The organism is Limimaricola sp. G21655-S1, assembly GCF_027213785.1.
Taxonomy (GTDB): Bacteria; Pseudomonadota; Alphaproteobacteria; order Rhodobacterales; family Rhodobacteraceae; genus Limimaricola.
Genome location: NZ_JAPWGO010000006.1, coordinates 75,363 through 91,969, shown reverse-complemented (window position 1 = coordinate 91,969; position 16,607 = coordinate 75,363). Strand labels below are relative to the sequence as shown.

12 protein-coding genes are annotated in these 16,607 nt (G+C 69.5%); 7 read left to right on the top strand and 5 right to left on the bottom strand.

Features of this window, described 5'->3' with window-relative positions:
• Nucleotides 1-146 precede the first annotated feature (146 nt).
• Entirely contained in the window at nt 147-1,601 is a 1,455-nt protein-coding gene (locus tag O4G76_RS08180) for an oligosaccharide flippase family protein (RefSeq protein ID WP_269396877.1), read from the top strand.
• Between the two features lie 3 nt (nt 1,602-1,604).
• Here O4G76_RS08180 and O4G76_RS08175 read toward each other — a convergent pair whose 3' ends face one another.
• The 4 genes from O4G76_RS08175 to O4G76_RS08160 form a co-directional block, all read right to left on the bottom strand.
• Nucleotides 1,605-2,687, bottom strand: a complete 1,083-nt coding sequence (locus O4G76_RS08175; protein WP_269396876.1) for a glycosyltransferase family 1 protein — start codon at nt 2,685-2,687, stop codon at nt 1,605-1,607.
• Nucleotides 2,684-3,733: an acyltransferase family protein gene (locus tag O4G76_RS08170; protein ID WP_269396875.1), complete on the bottom strand. Its 1,050-nt coding sequence runs from the start codon at nt 3,731-3,733 to the stop codon at nt 2,684-2,686. Before O4G76_RS08170 ends, O4G76_RS08175 begins: the two co-directional genes overlap by 4 nt.
• Nucleotides 3,730-3,864, bottom strand: a complete 135-nt coding sequence (locus O4G76_RS08165; protein WP_269396874.1) for a hypothetical protein — start codon at nt 3,862-3,864, stop codon at nt 3,730-3,732. The genes O4G76_RS08170 and O4G76_RS08165 overlap by 4 nt, the downstream gene beginning before the upstream one ends.
• Nucleotides 3,865-3,955: 91 nt before the next feature.
• Nucleotides 3,956-5,065: a glycosyltransferase gene (locus tag O4G76_RS08160; protein WP_269396873.1), complete on the bottom strand. Its 1,110-nt coding sequence runs from the start codon at nt 5,063-5,065 to the stop codon at nt 3,956-3,958.
• A 509-nt stretch (nt 5,066-5,574) separates the two neighbouring features.
• Between O4G76_RS08160 and O4G76_RS08155 the strand changes: the two genes are divergently transcribed.
• The 5 genes from O4G76_RS08155 (at nt 5,575) to O4G76_RS08135 (ending at nt 13,716) form a co-directional block, all read left to right on the top strand.
• Entirely contained in the window at nt 5,575-6,945 is a 1,371-nt protein-coding gene (locus O4G76_RS08155) for a sigma-54 dependent transcriptional regulator (RefSeq protein ID WP_269396872.1), read from the top strand.
• A complete protein-coding gene (locus O4G76_RS08150; protein ID WP_269396871.1) occupies nt 6,942-8,951 on the top strand; it encodes a cache domain-containing protein in 2,010 nt (669 codons plus the stop codon). Before O4G76_RS08155 ends, O4G76_RS08150 begins: the two co-directional genes overlap by 4 nt.
• A gap of 205 nt (nt 8,952-9,156) precedes the next feature.
• The gene (locus tag O4G76_RS08145; protein WP_269396870.1) at nt 9,157-10,899 is read left to right on the top strand and encodes an OFA family MFS transporter; all 1,743 of its coding nucleotides are present in this window, start codon (nt 9,157-9,159) and stop codon (nt 10,897-10,899) included.
• A 256-nt stretch (nt 10,900-11,155) separates the two neighbouring features.
• Nucleotides 11,156-11,446, top strand: coding sequence for a hypothetical protein (locus O4G76_RS08140; protein WP_269396869.1), 291 nt, complete (start codon nt 11,156-11,158; stop codon nt 11,444-11,446).
• 122 nt (nt 11,447-11,568) lie between these two features.
• The gene (locus tag O4G76_RS08135; protein WP_269396868.1) at nt 11,569-13,716 is read left to right on the top strand and encodes a DEAD/DEAH box helicase; all 2,148 of its coding nucleotides are present in this window, start codon (nt 11,569-11,571) and stop codon (nt 13,714-13,716) included.
• Between the two features lie 64 nt (nt 13,717-13,780).
• On the opposite strand, the gene O4G76_RS08130 is transcribed toward O4G76_RS08135, so the two are convergent.
• Nucleotides 13,781-14,827: a DUF475 domain-containing protein gene (locus O4G76_RS08130; protein WP_269396867.1), complete on the bottom strand. Its 1,047-nt coding sequence runs from the start codon at nt 14,825-14,827 to the stop codon at nt 13,781-13,783.
• A 248-nt stretch (nt 14,828-15,075) separates the two neighbouring features.
• Here O4G76_RS08130 and O4G76_RS08125 point away from each other — a divergent pair, with 248 nt between their 5' ends.
• The gene (locus O4G76_RS08125) at nt 15,076-16,521 is read left to right on the top strand and encodes a mannose-1-phosphate guanylyltransferase/mannose-6-phosphate isomerase (protein ID WP_269396866.1); all 1,446 of its coding nucleotides are present in this window, start codon (nt 15,076-15,078) and stop codon (nt 16,519-16,521) included.
• Nucleotides 16,522-16,607: the final 86 nt, after the last annotated feature.

Sequence of the window (16,607 nt, the reverse complement as noted above, 5' to 3'; positions counted from 1 at the left end):
CAAAAGCACGACCTGCCCCCGCCGAACCTCGTTGCACTCGGGCGGGGGAGACGGATAGAGCATGGACACCTCCCCGAACTGGATGTCCACATGTCAGTGAAGTTTATTTCGTATTCGCCGCATGGTTGCGGCACCCGGCCTCGCACATGAGCCGCGAAAGCCACTCGAACAGGCGCGGTGATGGCGGCGGCGCCGGCGCCGTCATCTCGATGCTGGGGCTGACCTCGCAGCAGATCGCCTCCTTCGTGATCACCCTGCTGGCGGCGGGCTTTCTCAGCGCGGCGGATTACGGGGTCTACACGCTGGCGATCGTCTTCGTCGAGTTCGTGGTGATGCTGACCTATACCGGCTATTTCCACTTCGTCGTGACCTCCGATTCCGAGGAGGAGGCGCTGCTCTCGACCATGTTCTGGATCATGACCAGCATCGGCGCCCTGGGCGGCCTGCTCCTCGTGATCTTCGCGGCGCCGCTCGCGGCGCTGTTCGACGCGCCGGAGCTGGCGCCGGTGCTGCGGCTGTTCGGGGTGATGCAGCCCTTCGCCTCGGCGATCGGCTGGGCCTCGGCCGCGCTCACCCGTGCCGGGTCGATGCGGCGCTACTTCCTGATCCTGATCGCCACCAATCTCGGCGGCCTCGCGGGCGGCTGTCTGGTGCTGGTGTTGTGGCAGTCGCTCTATGCGCTGGTCGCCTACCGCGCGATTCGCATCGTTCTCGGCGTGGCGATGTTCGGCATGGCGGTGCCACGGTTGCCGCGCTGGCGCTTCGACACGGCGCTGGCACGCGAGGCCACCAGCTATGCCGGCGGCCTCTACGGCTCGCGGCTCTTGGGCTTCTTCTCGACCTTCGGCGCGGACCTGATCCTCGCCTACCTGTTCAGCACCGCCGAGGCGGGGCTCTACCGTTTTGCCAACCGCCTCGCGATGGCCTCCGTCGACATCGTCGCGCAGCCGCTGCGCAGCTTCGCGCTCAAGCGGTTCGGCGAGGCGGCGCGCGGCGGCCGCCCCTTGGGCACGGAGGTGGCAGGGTTCCTGGGCGCGAACGTCTTCCTGATGGGCGGCGTGGCGATCACCATCGCGGTGCTGGGCGAAAGCCTCGTCGGCGCGCTGTTCCGCCCCGAATACCTCGCAGCGCTCGCAGCGCTGCAGGCGCTTGCGGTGCGCGCGGCGGGGCTGGCCGGAAACCATCTGATCGAGCCGGTCTTCGCGGCCCGGCACGCGAACCGGATCGGCATGTATTACAACATGGTCTGGACCGCGATCATGCTGGCGGCGATCCTCGTCTTCTCGGGACAGGGGCTGGTGGCGCTGGCCGGCGCGCAGGCGGCGGTGGCGGTGCTGTCCTCGGTCTCGGCGCTCTGGGTGATCGGCCGGCATGGCAAGGTGGCGCTGCGCCCGGCGCTGCGCAACGCCGCGATCGCACTGGTCCTGCTGGCGGTCTACGCGGTGGCGCTGGAAACCGGCTGGCTGGCGATCTCGATGCTGCTGAACGACGACACGCTGCGGCTGGCCGGTGGCATGGCGCTGGCGCTGGGGCTGGCGGGCGTCGCCTCGCTGGCCGCGACCCGCAGCCGGGTGTTCAGCTTCCGGCTCTTCGCGGGCTGAGGATCAGCCCGCAAACCAGCGGTCGAGATGCGCCAGCATCCGCGCCGCCGCTTCGTCCCAGGTGAAGGCGGCGGCGCGGGTCCGCCCGGCCCGCTCGAGCGTCTCGCGCCGCGCCGGATCGCGGGCCAGCGCCGCCAGCGCCGCGCTCCACGCGGCCGGGGCATTCGCCGGAAGGATCAGCCCGGCCTCGCCCACCACCTCCGGCAGGGCCCCGCGATCCGACACCACCGCCACGCAGCCGCAGGCCATGCCCTCGAGCGCCGGCAGGCCGAAACCCTCCTCAAACGACGGCATGCAGACCGCCAGCGCCGACCGGTACAGCGCTGCCAGCTCCGCGTCGCTGACGAAGCCGGCGAATAGGACGTTCGGCCCCGGCCGATGCCCGGCGGCGAGGAAATCCTCCCGGGTCGACTTGCCCACCAGCACCAGCCTTGTCCCGGCCAGCGCCGGATGCGCGAAGGCGCGCAGCAGCAGGTCGATGTTCTTGTGCGGCAGCAGGCTCGCCAGTGCCACGCAATAGCCCCGGGGCGCCAGCCCGAGCCGGTCGCGCAGCCCGGGATCGGGGGCGACCCGCCCGACCTCGCCCAGACCGCAATGCACCACGCCGATCCGATCGGGCGCGCCGAGACCGGTCTCCAGCAACTCCCTGCGCGAATGCTCCGACACGGTGAGCAGATGATTGCCCGGCGCCCCGGCGCGGCGCGACAGCAGCCGCCGCCAGGCGCCGGTGGCGCGCCCATAGGAGCGCGGCGTGGTGAAGACATGCGCGTCATGCAGCATCGTCACGTAGCCGGTGCCGCGCAGCGGTACGGTGTTGAAGAAACCCGCCACCACCCCTTCGCGCCGCAGCGCCGGAAGATCGCCCTGCTCCCAGCCGATGCCGCCGCCGCGACCGATGACGCGATGGGGCAGCCTGCGATCGCTTGCCGCCCCGGCCAGTCCCGGCGGCACCGCGACCTCGACCCGCCAGCGCTCCTCGTTGCGGGCCAGCGCGGCGGTCAGCTCTGCGGCCACGGCATTGACGGCCGTGACCGGCCCCGCGAGGAACCGGCCATTGACGAAGAGGCGGCGCGGCACGGCGTTCATCGCCAGCCCAGATAGGCTGCGACCCGGAGCCGGTCGGCCAGCATGGCCGCCACGAGCGGCGCGATCACCCCGATGATCGTGGCCAGCGCGATGATCAGCGAGGCGTTGGTCAGACCGATCTCCAGCATCACGATGCGGACCCCGGCGGTGAACAGGATATGGGTGACGAAGATCGGCATGGTGTTGCGCCCGACCAGCGCCAGCGCCGCGCCGAGCGCGCCGCCGCCCCGTGTCGCGCCGATCGCATAGGCCAGCCGCATCGCGACCACCGGCCCCGCCAGCAGCGCCGGGATATAGAGCGGCGCGAAGGCGGCATAGCCCGGGATCGGGTCGGCCGCGTCGACCCAGGCATAGGCGAGCGTCACGCCCATCACCCCGGTCGCGAGCGCGACCCAAACGGGCGCCAGCAGTCGCTCGAACCCGGCGCGGCCCACCATCGCGGCCACGAGATAGATCGCGATGAAGCGCAGCGAGGTGCGGATCCAGTCCATCTGCGGATCGAGATCCGGCAGCAGGTATCCCGACGCGAAGAGCACCGCCGCCAGCGCGACGGTCGCCGGGCGGGAAAAGGCCGAGGTCAGCTTCAGCAGGATCATCCCCAGCAGGAGCGCATAGAGAAACCACATCACCGAGGGCGGCTTCCACAGGATGTCGAGGACGGCATAGCCCTTGAGCGGCGTGTTCACGTAACCGCTCATGGCGAAATGGATCGTCTTGAGCAGCACCGACCACAGCAAGTAGGGCCAGATCACCCGCGTGAAGGCCATGCTCCAGAACTCGGACCAGCTGCGCTTGCGGATCGACCCGGCCAGCAGGCCGGCTAGGATGAAGAACAGCGCCATATGCGTGGTATAGATCGAGAGCAGCTCGAACCGGTGGATCTGCGTGTCGTGCCCGGCATTCATCACGCCGTAGAGCGCGTGCCCCCAGACCACGAGCACCATGCCGATGCCGCGTGCGATGTCGATGCGCGCGTCGCGCGCCGCAGCCTTCGACAGCCCCGCGCTTGCCGGGATCGAGGCGGCGTCCCTCGCCAGCGCCGTCATTGCGGCGCCCCCCGGCCATCGCGGATCAGCGCCGCCGGCAGGCCGCCGCTCGGAAAGCGTCGATGCGATTGCGGCTCCGGCCGCATGCCGGAGGTGCCGCCTGCAACGCTGCGGGTCACGGTCTGTCTCATTTCTCTACCCTCGAACACTCGTGAAAAAGACTGCTTGCGGCCCGCGGGCTCGACGCAAGGGAGCACGGCATGGTCCCCGGCCGGGGCCCGCTCAGGCGCCGATGGCCGCGAGGCTGCGCCGGATTCCCTGCTGGAAGGCCTCTTCGGTGAAATGCCCGGCGCGCGCGACGCAGGCCTCGGGCCCGGCATCGGCCAGCCCGGAGGCCTCGAACCGCTCGACCGCCTCGACCAGCGCCTCGACGCTCTGCTCGCGAAAGAACAGCCCGGTTTCGCCCTCGACCACCGAGTCGAGGATGCCGCCGCGGCCATAGGCGATCACCGGCCGGCCCGAGGCCATGGCCTCGATCGGCACGATGCCGAAATCCTCCTCGCCCGGAAAGATCAGCGCCCGGCAGCGCGCGAGGTGATCCTTCAGCACCTCGAACGGCGCCTTGCCCAGAAAATGCGTGCGCGGTCCGGCCATGGATCTGAGCCGCGCCACCGTGCCGTCGGGCCCGCCGATCACCACCAAGGGCTTGTCGAGCCGTCGGAACGCCTCGATCGCCAGATCGGGCCGCTTGTAGGGGGCCAGCTCACCCGCCCAGAGGTAGAAATCGCCCAGTTCGCCGGGCCGTGCGGGCGCGAAATCCTGCACCGCGACCGGCGGCGCCACCACCTCGGCCTCGCGCCGCCAATACTTGCGGATCCGGTCCGCCACGTGGTTCGAATTGGCCGCGAAGCCATCGACGCGCGCGGCGCTGGTGACGTCCCATTGCCGCAGCGACGGCGCCAGCAGCGGCATCATCGCCCGCGTCACCCGCCCGGCCCCGTCGCGATAGACGTGGTACTGGTCCCACAAGTAGCGCATCGGCGAATGGCAGTAGCACAGATGCGGCGCGTCGGGCGGCGCGATCACGCCCTTGGCCGGACCGGCCTCGGAGGAGATCACCAGATCGTAGCCCGACAGGTCGATCTCCTCGAGCGCGCGCGGCATCAGCGGCAGGTATTTCTGGTAGTGTCGACGCGCCATCGGCAGCCGGGCGATGCGGCTTTCGGTGATGCGGTGCCGCGTCAGCGTGGCGCTGAGCTTCGAGGGGTCGGCGACATGGGTGAAGATGTCGGCCCCGGGGAACATCCGGCACAGGGATTCGATCACCCTCTCGCCGCCGCGCATTCCCACGAGCCAGTAATGAATGATCGCGACCCGGCGCGTCTCGCTCATGCCGTCCGGCCCGTCGGTCGCCTGTGGATCATGCTCATCATCGTCACCCTTCAAACCGTCATCACTCGAAAACCACCGGCAGACTTGCCCGGCCCGACCGCGCCCCGCAACCCCGCCGCACCGCGGCAAGGCCGGTTTGTCGCCGGGCTTTTTCACCTGCCCGTTGCAGCGGCAACCGCCATTGGGGTGCGCAACTAAATGGGGATTTCATGATTTTCAAGACAACTCAGAGAATAACGCCCCCAGCTGGCCGATACCGGGCCAGAAGCGACGACCGCCCCCCTTCTTTCTCGGGATGTCCGCTCCCGGTCCATGCTTGGCAATGCATGCCGCCACGGCACGAATCGGCCGCACCTTCGCAGGGAATTCGAGCACGCGCATCGCGGGAGCACGATCCGACCTACCGGGACCTCGCGGCAAGGGCGCGCAGGCGGCCTTTCGCCCCCCGCGTGCCGGATTGATCTCCGGGGGCGGAGGCCCGATGATCGCCCCCCGGGGAGGATCGGCAGTTGGACAGGATCGCTGAGGACGATGCGGAGGCGGCACGCCTGACCGCGCGGCTGGCCGGCGCGCGGCTGCTCGTCGTCGATGACGAGCCGGGGATGCGCAATTTCCTCGTGAAGACGCTGGCGCCGCATTGCCGCGAGGTGGCCGAGGCCGACAGCGCCGAGGCGGCCGAGGCGCTCACCGCGCAGCAGCTTTTCGACGTGGTGATCCTCGACAACCGGATGCCGGGGCGTTCGGGGCTGGAATGGCTGGCGGAGCAGCGGCGGCGCGGCAGCCAGAGCGACACGATCATCATGACCGCCTTCGCCGATCTCGACACCGCGATCGAGGCGATGCGCGCGGGCGCGGTGGATTTCGTGCTCAAGCCGTTCCGGTCGAACCAGCTTCTGAACGCCGTGCGCCGCTGCGTCGAGCTGGCCGCGATGCGCCGCGAGAACGCGCTCTTGCGCCATGAGCTGGCCACCGGCGACCCGGGCCGGTCGCGCCGCACCCGTCTGATCGGCGCCTCGCCGCAGATCGATGAGGTGCGGCGGATGCTCGAACGCGTCGCCCGCGTCCCCTCGCCGGTGCTGCTCACCGGCGAGAGCGGCACCGGCAAGGAGGTGGCGGCGCGGCATCTGCACGGGCTGTCGGATCGCGCCGCGGGGCCCTTCGTGCCGGTCAACTGCGCCGCGATCCCGGCCGACATGCTGGAGATCGAGCTGTTCGGCCATACCCGCGGCGCTTTTCCCGGCGCCGACGCCCCGCGCGAGGGGCTGCTCGTCTCGGCGCAGGGCGGCACCGTCTTCCTCGACGAGATCGGCGAGCTTTCGGCTTCGGCGCAGACCGCGCTGCGGCGGGTTCTGGAGCACCGCACCGTGCGCCCCGTCGGCAGCGAGCGCGAGCGGCCGCTCGACATCCGCCTCGTCTTCGCCACCTCCAAGACCCTGCCCGAGGAGGTCGCGGCGGGCCGTTTCCGCGAGGATCTGTGGTTCCGGGTCAACGTGCTCGAGATCAACATGCCGCCGCTGCGGCGGCGCGGCGCCGACACGGTCGATCTCGCCCAGCTCTTCGTCGACGAGCTGTCGTCCCAGCTCGGCCTGCCCCGGGTCGAGATCGACGCGCCCGTCCGCGCCGCGATCCTGCGCCATGACTGGCCCGGCAATATCCGCGAGCTGCGCAATTTCGTCGAACGGGCGCTGATCTTCGGCCGTTTTCCGTTCGAGCAGCTCAGCCCGCCGCCCAGCAGCCCGATCGAGCCGCTCGACGACGTGGAACGCCGCGAGATCCTCTCGGCGCTGGAGGCCACGGGCGGCAACCGCGCCGAGGCGGCGCGGCGGCTCGGCGTCAGTCGCAAGACCATCGATCGCAAATGCGCCGCCTGGGGGCTGTGACGCTGCGCCCCTTCGCACTCTTCGCCCGGTCGGTGCGGGCGCGGCTGCTGGCGATCGCGCTTCTTCCGGTGCTGGTGCTGCTGCCACTCTTCATAGGAGTGATCGTGCTGCGCTGGTCGGACCGGCTCGACGAGCTTCTGATCGTCAAGGTGAACTCCGACCTGACCATCGCCGACCAGTATCTCGGACGGCTTCTTGAGAACGCGGCCGAGCGGCTCGACGCGCTCGGCGCCTCGACCGAGTTCGCGGCGGCGATCGCGCGCGACCCCTCGGCGCAGGGCTTCCTCGCCGAGCGCCGCGACGCACTCGGCTTCGATTTCCTGTTCCTCGCCCGGCCCGGCGGCATCTCGCGTTTCGACGCGATCCTGCCGGCCGAGGACTGGCCGGTGATCGCGTCGGCGCTGGAGGGACGGGCGATGAGCGCGGTCGACCTGTTCGCCCCGGCCACGCTCGCCGCGTTGTCGCCGGATCTGGCCGCGCGCGCGGCGATCCCGCTGGTGCCCACCGCCGCTGCGCGCCCGACCGAGCGCGACCGCGAGGATCGCGGCATGATGATCCACGCGGCGGCGCCGGTGACGCTGGCGGGGGGTGGCCGCGCGGCGCTGGTGGGGGGCGTGCTGCTCAACCGCAATCTCGGCTTCATCGACACGATCAACGACCTCGTCTACCGCGACCGCTCCCTGCCCGAGGGCAGCCGCGGCACCGCGACGCTGTTTCTGGGCGATGTGCGGGTCTCCACGAACGTGCGATTGTTCGAGAATGTCCGGGCGCTCGGCACGAGGGTCTCGGAGGCGGTCTCCGAGCGTGTACTGGAGCGCGGCGAGACATGGCTCGACCGCGCCTTCGTGGTCAATGACTGGTACGTTTCGGCCTATGAGCCGATCCGCGACAGCCACGGCGACGCGGTGGGCATGCTCTATGTCGGCTTTCTCGAAGCGCCCTTCTCGGCGGCGCGGGCCAACTCGCTGTTATGGGTGGCGCTGTCGCTGCTGGCGGTGCTGGCGATCACCGTGCCGCTGTTCCTGCGATGGGCGGGGCGGATCTTCCTGCCGCTGGAGCGGATGACCCAGACCATGGCCCGGGTCGAGGCGGGGGATCTGCGCGCGCGCATCCACCTGCAGGGGCCGGACGAGATCGGCCAGGTCGCGGGCCATCTCGACACGCTGCTCGACCAGGTGCAGGAGCGCGACGCGCGGCTGCGCGACTGGGCCGCCGAACTGGAGCGCGAGGTCGAGGCGCGCACCCGCGACCTGCGCGAGGCCAAGGACCGGCTCGAACAGGCGACGCGGCAGCTGGTGCTGTCGGAAAAGCTCGCCGCCGTGGGCGAGATCACCGCCAGCGTCGCGCATGAGATCAACAACCCCGTGGCGGTGATCCAGGGCAATCTCGACGTCGCGCGCGAGACGCTGCCGCCGGAGGCGGCGCGCGAGGTGAAGACCGAGTTCGACCTGATCGACGCGCAGGTGCACCGGATCTCGGCCATGGTGTCGAAGCTTCTGCAATTCGCGCGCCCCGGCGATTACGCGCCCTCAGGCGAGACGCTGGAGGCGGGCGAGGCGGTGCGCGACGCGCTGGCCCTCGCGCGGCACCAGCCGGGCGCGGGCCATCTCGAAATCGAGACCGACCTGTCGCCGGAGGCCCGCGTCGCCGTGGATCGCGGCGAGCTGACCCAGGTGCTGATCAACCTCGTGGTCAATGCCGCGCATGCCATGCCGGAAGGCGGGATGTTGCGGATTGCTAGCCGCGAGGCGCGGCGCGAGGGGCGCGACTGGGTCGAGATCGAGGTCGCCGATACCGGCCCCGGCATCGCGCCGGAGGTGCTGGCGCGCATCTTCGATCCGTTCTTCACCACCAAGCGCAGCCGCGGCACCGGGCTTGGCCTGTCGATCAGCCAGACCCTCGTGACCCAGGCCGGCGGCACCATCCTCGCCGAGAGCGAACCCGGCCGGGGCAGCCGCTTCACGATCCGCCTGCCGGCGGTCTGCCCCGCCATCGGGACCGGCTGACCGCGCCGCGGTCACGGGGCACGGGGACGGAGGACAAAATGTCCACTTCCTGACCCCCACAGGCGCCAGATACCGACAGAATGTCCATCTAAGTCATTGTTTCAAATATGTATTTTTCTTGACAGCTCAAGATGTGCGCCGCAAGCATCGCCGCCATGACGGCTCCGCCCGGCGGGCAGGCGCCGCGACTCTGGGAGGAGACATCATGAGCTTGAGTGACGCGAAGGGGCCGTTCGGCTTCCTTCACAAGGACAACATCGTGGCCAAGCCCGGTTTCAACCGCTGGCTGGTCCCCCCCGCCTCGATCGCGATCCACCTGTGCATCGGTTCGGTCTATGCCTGGTCGGTCTTCAACCCGCCGCTGACCCGCGAGCTGGGCGTCGTGGCGCCGGCGGGCGATGACTGGTCGCTCTCCTCGGTGGTCTGGATCTTCTCGGTCGCGATCGTGTTCCTCGGCCTCGCCGCCGCCTTCGGCGGCAAGTGGCTCGAGAAGGTCGGGCCGCGCATGGTCGGCGTGCTCTCCGCCTGCCTCTGGGGCGGCGGCTTCGTGATCGGCTCGCTCGGCATCGCCGCGCACCAGCTCTGGCTGGTCTATCTCGGCTATGGCGTGCTCGGCGGCTGCGGCCTGGGCCTGGGTTACGTCTCGCCGGTCTCGACCCTGATCCGCTGGTTCCCGGACCGGCGCGGCATGGCCACCGGCATGGCGATCATGGGCTTCGGCGGCGGCGCGATCATCGCCACCCCGCTCAAATCCTGGCTGCTGGGCCTCTATTCCGAGGCGCCGACCTTCCTCGGCATGACCGGAGAGGTCGCCACCAGCACCGAGAATGGCCGGCTCTTCGTCGAGCAGAACGGCCAGCTGATCGAGGCGGTCAGCGCCACCGCCGCGCAGGCCGGCCAGATCGACGGCGTCGTCGCCAACGGTCTCTACGCGGTGGGCACCGGCGATACCGGCGCCGCCGCGACATTCCTGACGCTCGGGATCGGCTATTTCGTGGTGATGATCATCGCCGCCTTCGGCTTCCGCGTGCCGGCCAAGGACTGGAAGCCCGAGGGCTGGCAGCCGAAGCCGGAATCGGCCTCGGCCGGGATGATCACCCGCTCGAACGTGCATATCGATCAGGCGATGAAAACGCCGCAGTTCTGGCAGCTCTGGCTGATGCTGTGCTTCAACGTCACCGCCGGCATCGGCGTGATCGGCGTGGCCAAGACGATGATGAGCGAGATCTACGGCACCTCGATGCCGCTGATCGTCACGGCGGCCTTCGCCTCGACCTACGTGCTGATGATCTCGGTCTTCAACATGGTGGGCCGCTTCTTCTGGGCCTCGACCTCGGACTATATCGGCCGCAAGACCACCTACACGATCTTCTTCGTGCTGGGCGCGGCGCTCTACATGTCGATCCCGTTCTTCGCCTCGGCCACGGCGTCCGATCCCTCGATCATCTGGCTGATCGGCTTCTACGTCGCGACCATGATCATCTTCACCATGTATGGCGGCGGCTTCGCGACGATCCCGGCCTATCTGGCGGACATGTTCGGCACCATGCATGTGGGCGGCATCCATGGGCGTCTGCTGACGGCATGGTCGACGGCGGGCGTGCTCGGACCGCTGCTGATCACCAGCCTGCGCGACATGTCGGTGAACTCGGCGATCACCGATCTTGCCGCCAAGGTCGATCCGGCCACCTTCGCCGAGAAGTTCGGCGCTGGTCTCGACCAGCTCGACCAGCTGGTCGCGGCCAAGACCGTCACCATCGCGCGGCTGATGGAGATCGCGCCCGCGGGCACGGTCGATCCGACCTCGAGCCTTTACAACACCACGATGTACGTGATGGCGGCGCTGCTGGTCGTGGCCTTCTTCGCCAACCTGATGATGCGCCCGGTACGCGAGAAGCATCACTACCGTGAGTCGGATGCGGGCATGAGCGCCGTGCCGGGTGAGTGACCCTAGGTAAGCCATTATTCCGGCGAAAAGTTTCGGGGCCGCGCCACTGGCGCGGCTCTTTGTTTTAAGATCTCCCTAGGGTTGTTGCGTTCCGGGATGCGTCGGGCATGTTTCCGCCGGTCTCCAAGCCCCGCGCTTGCAACGAAATGGCGAAAACCCGATCCAGAACTCCAGCCGGCCCGACATGCCGGCGGCCAAACATCACCGGCTTCGAGCCTAAAAAGATGATGTCGCGGCAGAGGGCAGGGAGAAGGACATGTCAGCTCAATCGGCGATCTGCTATTCGGCGAAGGACTCGGAGAGCGTCCATATCGAGGCCGTTGCCGCCGATCTGCTTTGCGCGCGCCGCTCAAAGCCCCGCCCCACGCCCCTCCCCGCCATGCCGAAGGTGGCGCTGGTGACCCCGAAGCCCGGCCGCAGGAAGAGCCTGTCCGTCGCGCGGGCCCGGCTGGCGAAACCCGTGCCGCTCCCCCAGGCAGCCCCCGTCGAGGTTGCCAACCGCCCCGAGGAACCGGCGGCACCGGTGGATTGCTTCCTGTTCCGCTAGGCCGGGCGCTATTGGCGCTATACAGCGCCGTATGATCCGTCTATGAGGCTTGGTCTGACACCGCGCGATCCGGCGCGGCTCCCGGCTATTGCCGATCTTGGACCAACGGACATTTCTTACCTATGATGCAGACCCTCAGGGACGCGCTCGATGCGCGCGGCTACGACACGCTCACTCCTGTGCAGGAGGCCGTGACCGCAGCGGAGCTTGCCGAGCGCGACCTGCTGGTCTCGGCGCAGACCGGCTCCGGCAAGACCGTGGGCTTCGGCCTCGCCATCGGCCCGACCATCCTCGACGAGAACGGCCAGCTCGGCCGCGCCGCCGCCCCCGTGGCGCTGGCCATCGCGCCGACCCGCGAACTGGCGAGCCAGGTGATGCGCGAGCTGGACTGGCTCTATCGCGGCGCCGGCGCCCGCCTCGCCACGGCGATCGGCGGCATGGAAATCCGCGACGAGCGCCGCGCGCTCGACCGGGGCGCGCATATCGTCGTCGCCACGCCGGGCCGTCTTGCCGACTACGTGCGCCGCGGCGCGATCGACCTGTCGGACATCCGCGCCGTGGTTCTCGACGAGGCCGACGAGATGCTCGATCTCGGCTTCCGCGAGGATCTCGAATTCATTCTCTCGGCCTGCCCCGAGGCGCGCCGGACGCTGCTCTTCTCGGCCACGGTGCCGCCGGCCATCGCCAAGCTGGCGCAGGATTTCCAGAACGACGCCGAGCGCGTCGTCGTCGCCACCAAGGGCGGCCAGCACGCCGACATCTCCTACAGGGCGCTGCAGGTGGCGCAGGGCGACGAGGAGGCGGCGATCATCAACACGCTGCGCCATCAGGACGCCACCAACGCGATCGTCTTCGCCAATACCCGCGCCACCGTGGCCCGCCTCACCGCGCGGCTGTCGAACCGTGGCTTCTCGGTGGTTTCGCTCTCGGGCGAGCTGACCCAGAACGAGCGCACCCATGCGCTCCAGGCGATGCGCGACGGCCGGGCCCGGATCTGCGTGGCGACCGACGTGGCGGCGCGCGGCATCGACCTGCCCGATCTCGAACTGGTCATCCATGCCGAGCTGCCCTCGAACGCCGAGACGCTGCTGCACCGTTCGGGCCGCACCGGCCGCGCCGGGCGCAAGGGCGTCAGCGCGCTGATCGTGCCGATGAAGCTGCGCAAGAAGGCCGAGCGCCTGCTCGGCACCGCCAAGCTCTCCGCCGACTGGACCGTGCCGCCCTCGGCCGAGGACATCCTTGCCGCCGACGAGGCGCGGCTGCTCGACGATCCGGTCTGGAACGCCGAAGTGACCGAGGATGCCAAGGTCTTCGCCGCCAAGCTGCTCGACCGGCACGCGCCCGAGACCATCGCGGCGGCCTATCTGGCGCTCTACCGCGCCCGCCGTTCGGCGCCCGAGGAGCTGCAGGCGCCCGATGCCAAGCCGCAGAAGCGCCCCGCCGAGAGCTTCGGCCCCGGCAAGTGGTTCTCGCTTTCCGTCGGCCGCAACGAGCGGGCCGAGGCGCGCTGGCTGCTGCCGCTGCTGTGCCGCGCCGGCGACATCTCCAAGGACGCGATCGGCGCGATCCGGATCCAGGAGACCGAGACCTTCGTGGAGATCGCCGAAGCCTCGGTGCCCGGCTTCCTGCGGGCGATCGGCCCGGACATGTCGCCCGAAGAGGGCCTGAAGATGACCGCGCTCGACGCGGCGCCGGACCTGTCGCGCGGCCCCCGGCCCGAGCGCGGGCAGCGACCCGAACGTGGCCCCCGCCCCGAGCGTAGTGACCGGCCCGATCGCGGGCCCCGTCCCGAGCATGCGCCGCGCCCCGCCCCCGAGGCCACGGCCCCCGCAGCCCCGGCCGCCCCCGCGCCGGAGGACAGCCGCCCGCCGCGCAAGCCGCGCGCGGACAAGCCTGCGGGCGACAAGCCGCGTGGCGACAAGTCCTGGAAGAAGCCCGAGGCCGGTGGCGGCAAACCCGAAGGCAAGCCGTGGAAGAAGCGCGACGGTGAGACCGGCGACAAGCCGTGGAAGAAGAAGGACGCCAAGCCGTTCGACCGCAGCCGCGATGGCGCGGTCTCCGAGCGCGGCGGCAAGCCCGGCGGCAAGCCCTTCAAACCCGGTGCCAAGCCCGGCCCCCGTCCCGGCAAGCCCGAGGGCCCGTCGAAGCCGCGCGGCGCCGCCGACACCTCGCGCCGCTTCACCCCGCCCACCGGCGCCAAGAACGGGACAAAGGCCGGCAAGCCCGCGGCCCGCAAGGGCGGCTTCGACGCGCCCAAGCGCCGCGACTGAACCGGGGTCTAAGACGAACGAAGGGGTTCCCGCTCGGGAACCCCTTCGCGTTTTCGGGGACCGGTCAGGCCTCGCGGATCTCCTGTGCGCGGTTGTGGCGGATCGAGGACCACAGGGCGACCCCGATCAATGCCGCGCCCAGAAGGCCGGTGATCGCCTCGGGCACATGCACCAGCGTCTGGGCGAACATCAGCACCGACAGCACGAGGATCGAGTAGAACGCCCCGTGTTCGAGGTAGCGGAACTCGGCCAGGGTGCGCTTCTCGACCAGCATGATCGTCATGGAGCGCACATACATCGCGCCGATCCCGAGACCGATGGCGATCAGGAACAGGTTCTTGGTCACCGCGAAGGCGCCGATCACCCCGTCGAAGGAAAAGCTCGCATCGAGCACCTCGAGATAGAGGAATGCGCCCAGGCCCCCGGCGCGGGCCGCCGCCCCCACCTCATCCTCGGCATCGAGCCAGTTGCCCAGCATGTCGAGCGCCAGAAAGCTCAGAAGCCCCAGAAGCGCCGAGAACAGGAAGGTGCCGGTATCGACCGGGTCGAGCACCGCCGCGAAGCTGACCAGCACCACGAGCACCAGCCCGACCTGCAGCCCCTGCACGCCGGCGGCGCGCCGCAACCGCCGTTCGAGACCGCCGAACCAGTCGACCTCCTTGCTTTCGTCGATGAAGAAGGAGAGCGCGACCATCATCAGGAAGGTGCCGCCGAAGGCGGTGATCGACAGATGCGCCTCTTCCATGATCCGCGCGTATTCGGCAGGCTCGGCGGCGGCGAGGCGCACCGCTTCCCATGGACCGACCCCGGCGGCGACCACCACCACCGCGAGCGGAAAGACGATGCGCATGCCGAACACCGCGATCAGGATGCCCCATGTGAGAAAGCGCCGGCGCCAGACCTCGGACATGGTGTCGAGCTTGTTGGCGTTGACGATGGCATTGTCGAAGGAGAGCGAGATTTCCAGCACCGCCAGCACGGTGGCGATGATCCCGAAGGACAGCGCACCGGCGGCGCCGCCCTGTCGCCAGCCCAGCCAGACCGCCAGCACGAGACCCAGTATCGTGACACCGAACGACCAAGCGAAGTACCGACCTATCGCCGCGCGCATTAACAACCCTCCCGTGATGCCCCGAAGTGATGCTGCGATGGCGCGATAATGTCCAGCGCCGCCCGGGATCGGTGCAGGATCGGCCCCTGCCCCGACCCGATGGGCGAAAAGCCGGCCAAGAGGTCTTTTCAGAGAGGACGGATTGACGGTAGGAGTTCGCCCAAGACGCCGATAAGGCGGCGTACGCCAATCGGGATTCTACCTGAAGGCGAAATTGCAGTGGACAGTAATTTATCATGGTAATCGATATGAGTGACATCACCCCGGTTCTTCTCTGCGGCGGCTCCGGCACGCGGCTCTGGCCGCTCTCGCGCAAGAGCTATCCCAAGCAGTTCGTGCCGCTGATGGGCGAAGAGACGCTGTTCCAGGCCTCGGCCCGGCGGCTGCACGGGCGCGGGCTCGGGCCGGATGAGGCCTTGGGCTTCGCGGCGCCGCTGGTGCTCACCAATTCCGATTTCCGCTTCATCGTGACCGAGCAGCTCGGCCTCGCCGGCATCGATCCCGGCGCGGTGCTGATCGAGCCCGAGGGACGCAACACCGCCCCCGCCATCCTCGCCGCGGCGCTGCATCTGGTGGCCGAGAACCCCGAGGCGGTGATGCTGGTCGCGCCCTCCGACCATGTCGTGCCCGACGCGCCCACCTTCCACGCCGCCGTCGCGCGTGGGCTCGGGCCGGTCTCCGAGGGACGGCTCGTCACCTTCGGCATCGCGCCGACCCATGCCGAGACCGGCTACGGTTACCTCGAACTCGATGGCCCGGTCGGCGACGGCGCGCCGCAGCCGCTCACCCGCTTCGTCGAAAAGCCCGATGCCGGTCGCGCCGAGGACATGCTGGCCTCGGGCAACTTCCTGTGGAACGCCGGTATCTTCATGGCCCGCGCCGCCGACATGGTCGCGGCGTTCCGCGAGCATGCGCCCGAGATCCTCGGGCCGGTCGAGGCGGCGCTGGCGCAGGCGAAAACCGATCTGGGCTTCCTGCGGCTGGACCCCACGGCGTGGGCCGGCGCGCCCGACATCTCGATCGACTACGCGGTGATGGAGAAGGCGTCGAACCTCTCGGTCGTGCCCTACCAGGCGGCCTGGTCCGACCTCGGCGGCTGGGACGCGGTCTGGCGCGAGAGCGGCCCCGACGAGAGCGGCGTCGTCACCTCCGAAGGTGCCACCGCGATCGACTGCCGCGACACGCTCTTGCGCTCTGAGAGCGACCGGCTGGAGATCGTCGGCATCGGGCTCGAGAACGTCATGGCGATCGCGATGAACGACGCGGTGCTGGTGGCCGACATGCGCCGCGCCCAGGACGTGAAGAAGGCGGTCGAGGCGCTGAAGGCCAAGCAGGCGATGCAGGCCACCGCCTTCCCCAAGGACCACCGCCCCTGGGGCTGGTTCGAGAGCCTCGTGGTCGGCGGCCGGTTCCAGGTGAAGCGGATCCTCGTCCATCCCGGCGCCTCGCTCAGCCTGCAAAGCCACCACCACCGCTCGGAGCACTGGATCGTGGTCGAGGGCACCGCGCGGGTGACCATCGACGACGAGGTGAAGCTCGTGACCGAGAACCAGTCGGTCTACATCCCGCTCGGCGCGGTCCACCGGATGGAGAACCCCGGCAAGGTGCCGATGGTGCTGATCGAGGTGCAGACCGGCGCCTATGTCGGCGAGGACGACATCGTCAGATACGAGGACATCTACGCCCGAGGCTGAGGCGGCAATCGGTTTCCGGAACCCTGATCGGCGCGGGCAGTTGCCCCCCTGACGGGGCCCGGATGGCCTGTGCCCCGAGCTTGAGC

Coding starts and splice junctions, on each gene's coding strand:
- O4G76_RS08145 (WP_269396870.1), top strand. CDS start 9,157: ATGAGCTTGAGTGACGCGAAGGGGCCGTTCGGCTTCCTTCACAAGGAC.
- O4G76_RS08140 (WP_269396869.1), top strand. CDS start 11,156: ATGTCAGCTCAATCGGCGATCTGCTATTCGGCGAAGGACTCGGAGAGC.
- O4G76_RS08130 (WP_269396867.1), bottom strand. CDS start 14,827: ATGCGCGCGGCGATAGGTCGGTACTTCGCTTGGTCGTTCGGTGTCACG.
- O4G76_RS08180 (WP_269396877.1), top strand. CDS start 147: ATGAGCCGCGAAAGCCACTCGAACAGGCGCGGTGATGGCGGCGGCGCC.
- O4G76_RS08175 (WP_269396876.1), bottom strand. CDS start 2,687: ATGAACGCCGTGCCGCGCCGCCTCTTCGTCAATGGCCGGTTCCTCGCG.
- O4G76_RS08125 (WP_269396866.1), top strand. CDS start 15,076: ATGAGTGACATCACCCCGGTTCTTCTCTGCGGCGGCTCCGGCACGCGG.
- O4G76_RS08165 (WP_269396874.1), bottom strand. CDS start 3,864: ATGAGACAGACCGTGACCCGCAGCGTTGCAGGCGGCACCTCCGGCATG.
- O4G76_RS08170 (WP_269396875.1), bottom strand. CDS start 3,733: ATGACGGCGCTGGCGAGGGACGCCGCCTCGATCCCGGCAAGCGCGGGG.
- O4G76_RS08135 (WP_269396868.1), top strand. CDS start 11,569: ATGATGCAGACCCTCAGGGACGCGCTCGATGCGCGCGGCTACGACACG.
- O4G76_RS08160 (WP_269396873.1), bottom strand. CDS start 5,065: ATGAGCGAGACGCGCCGGGTCGCGATCATTCATTACTGGCTCGTGGGA.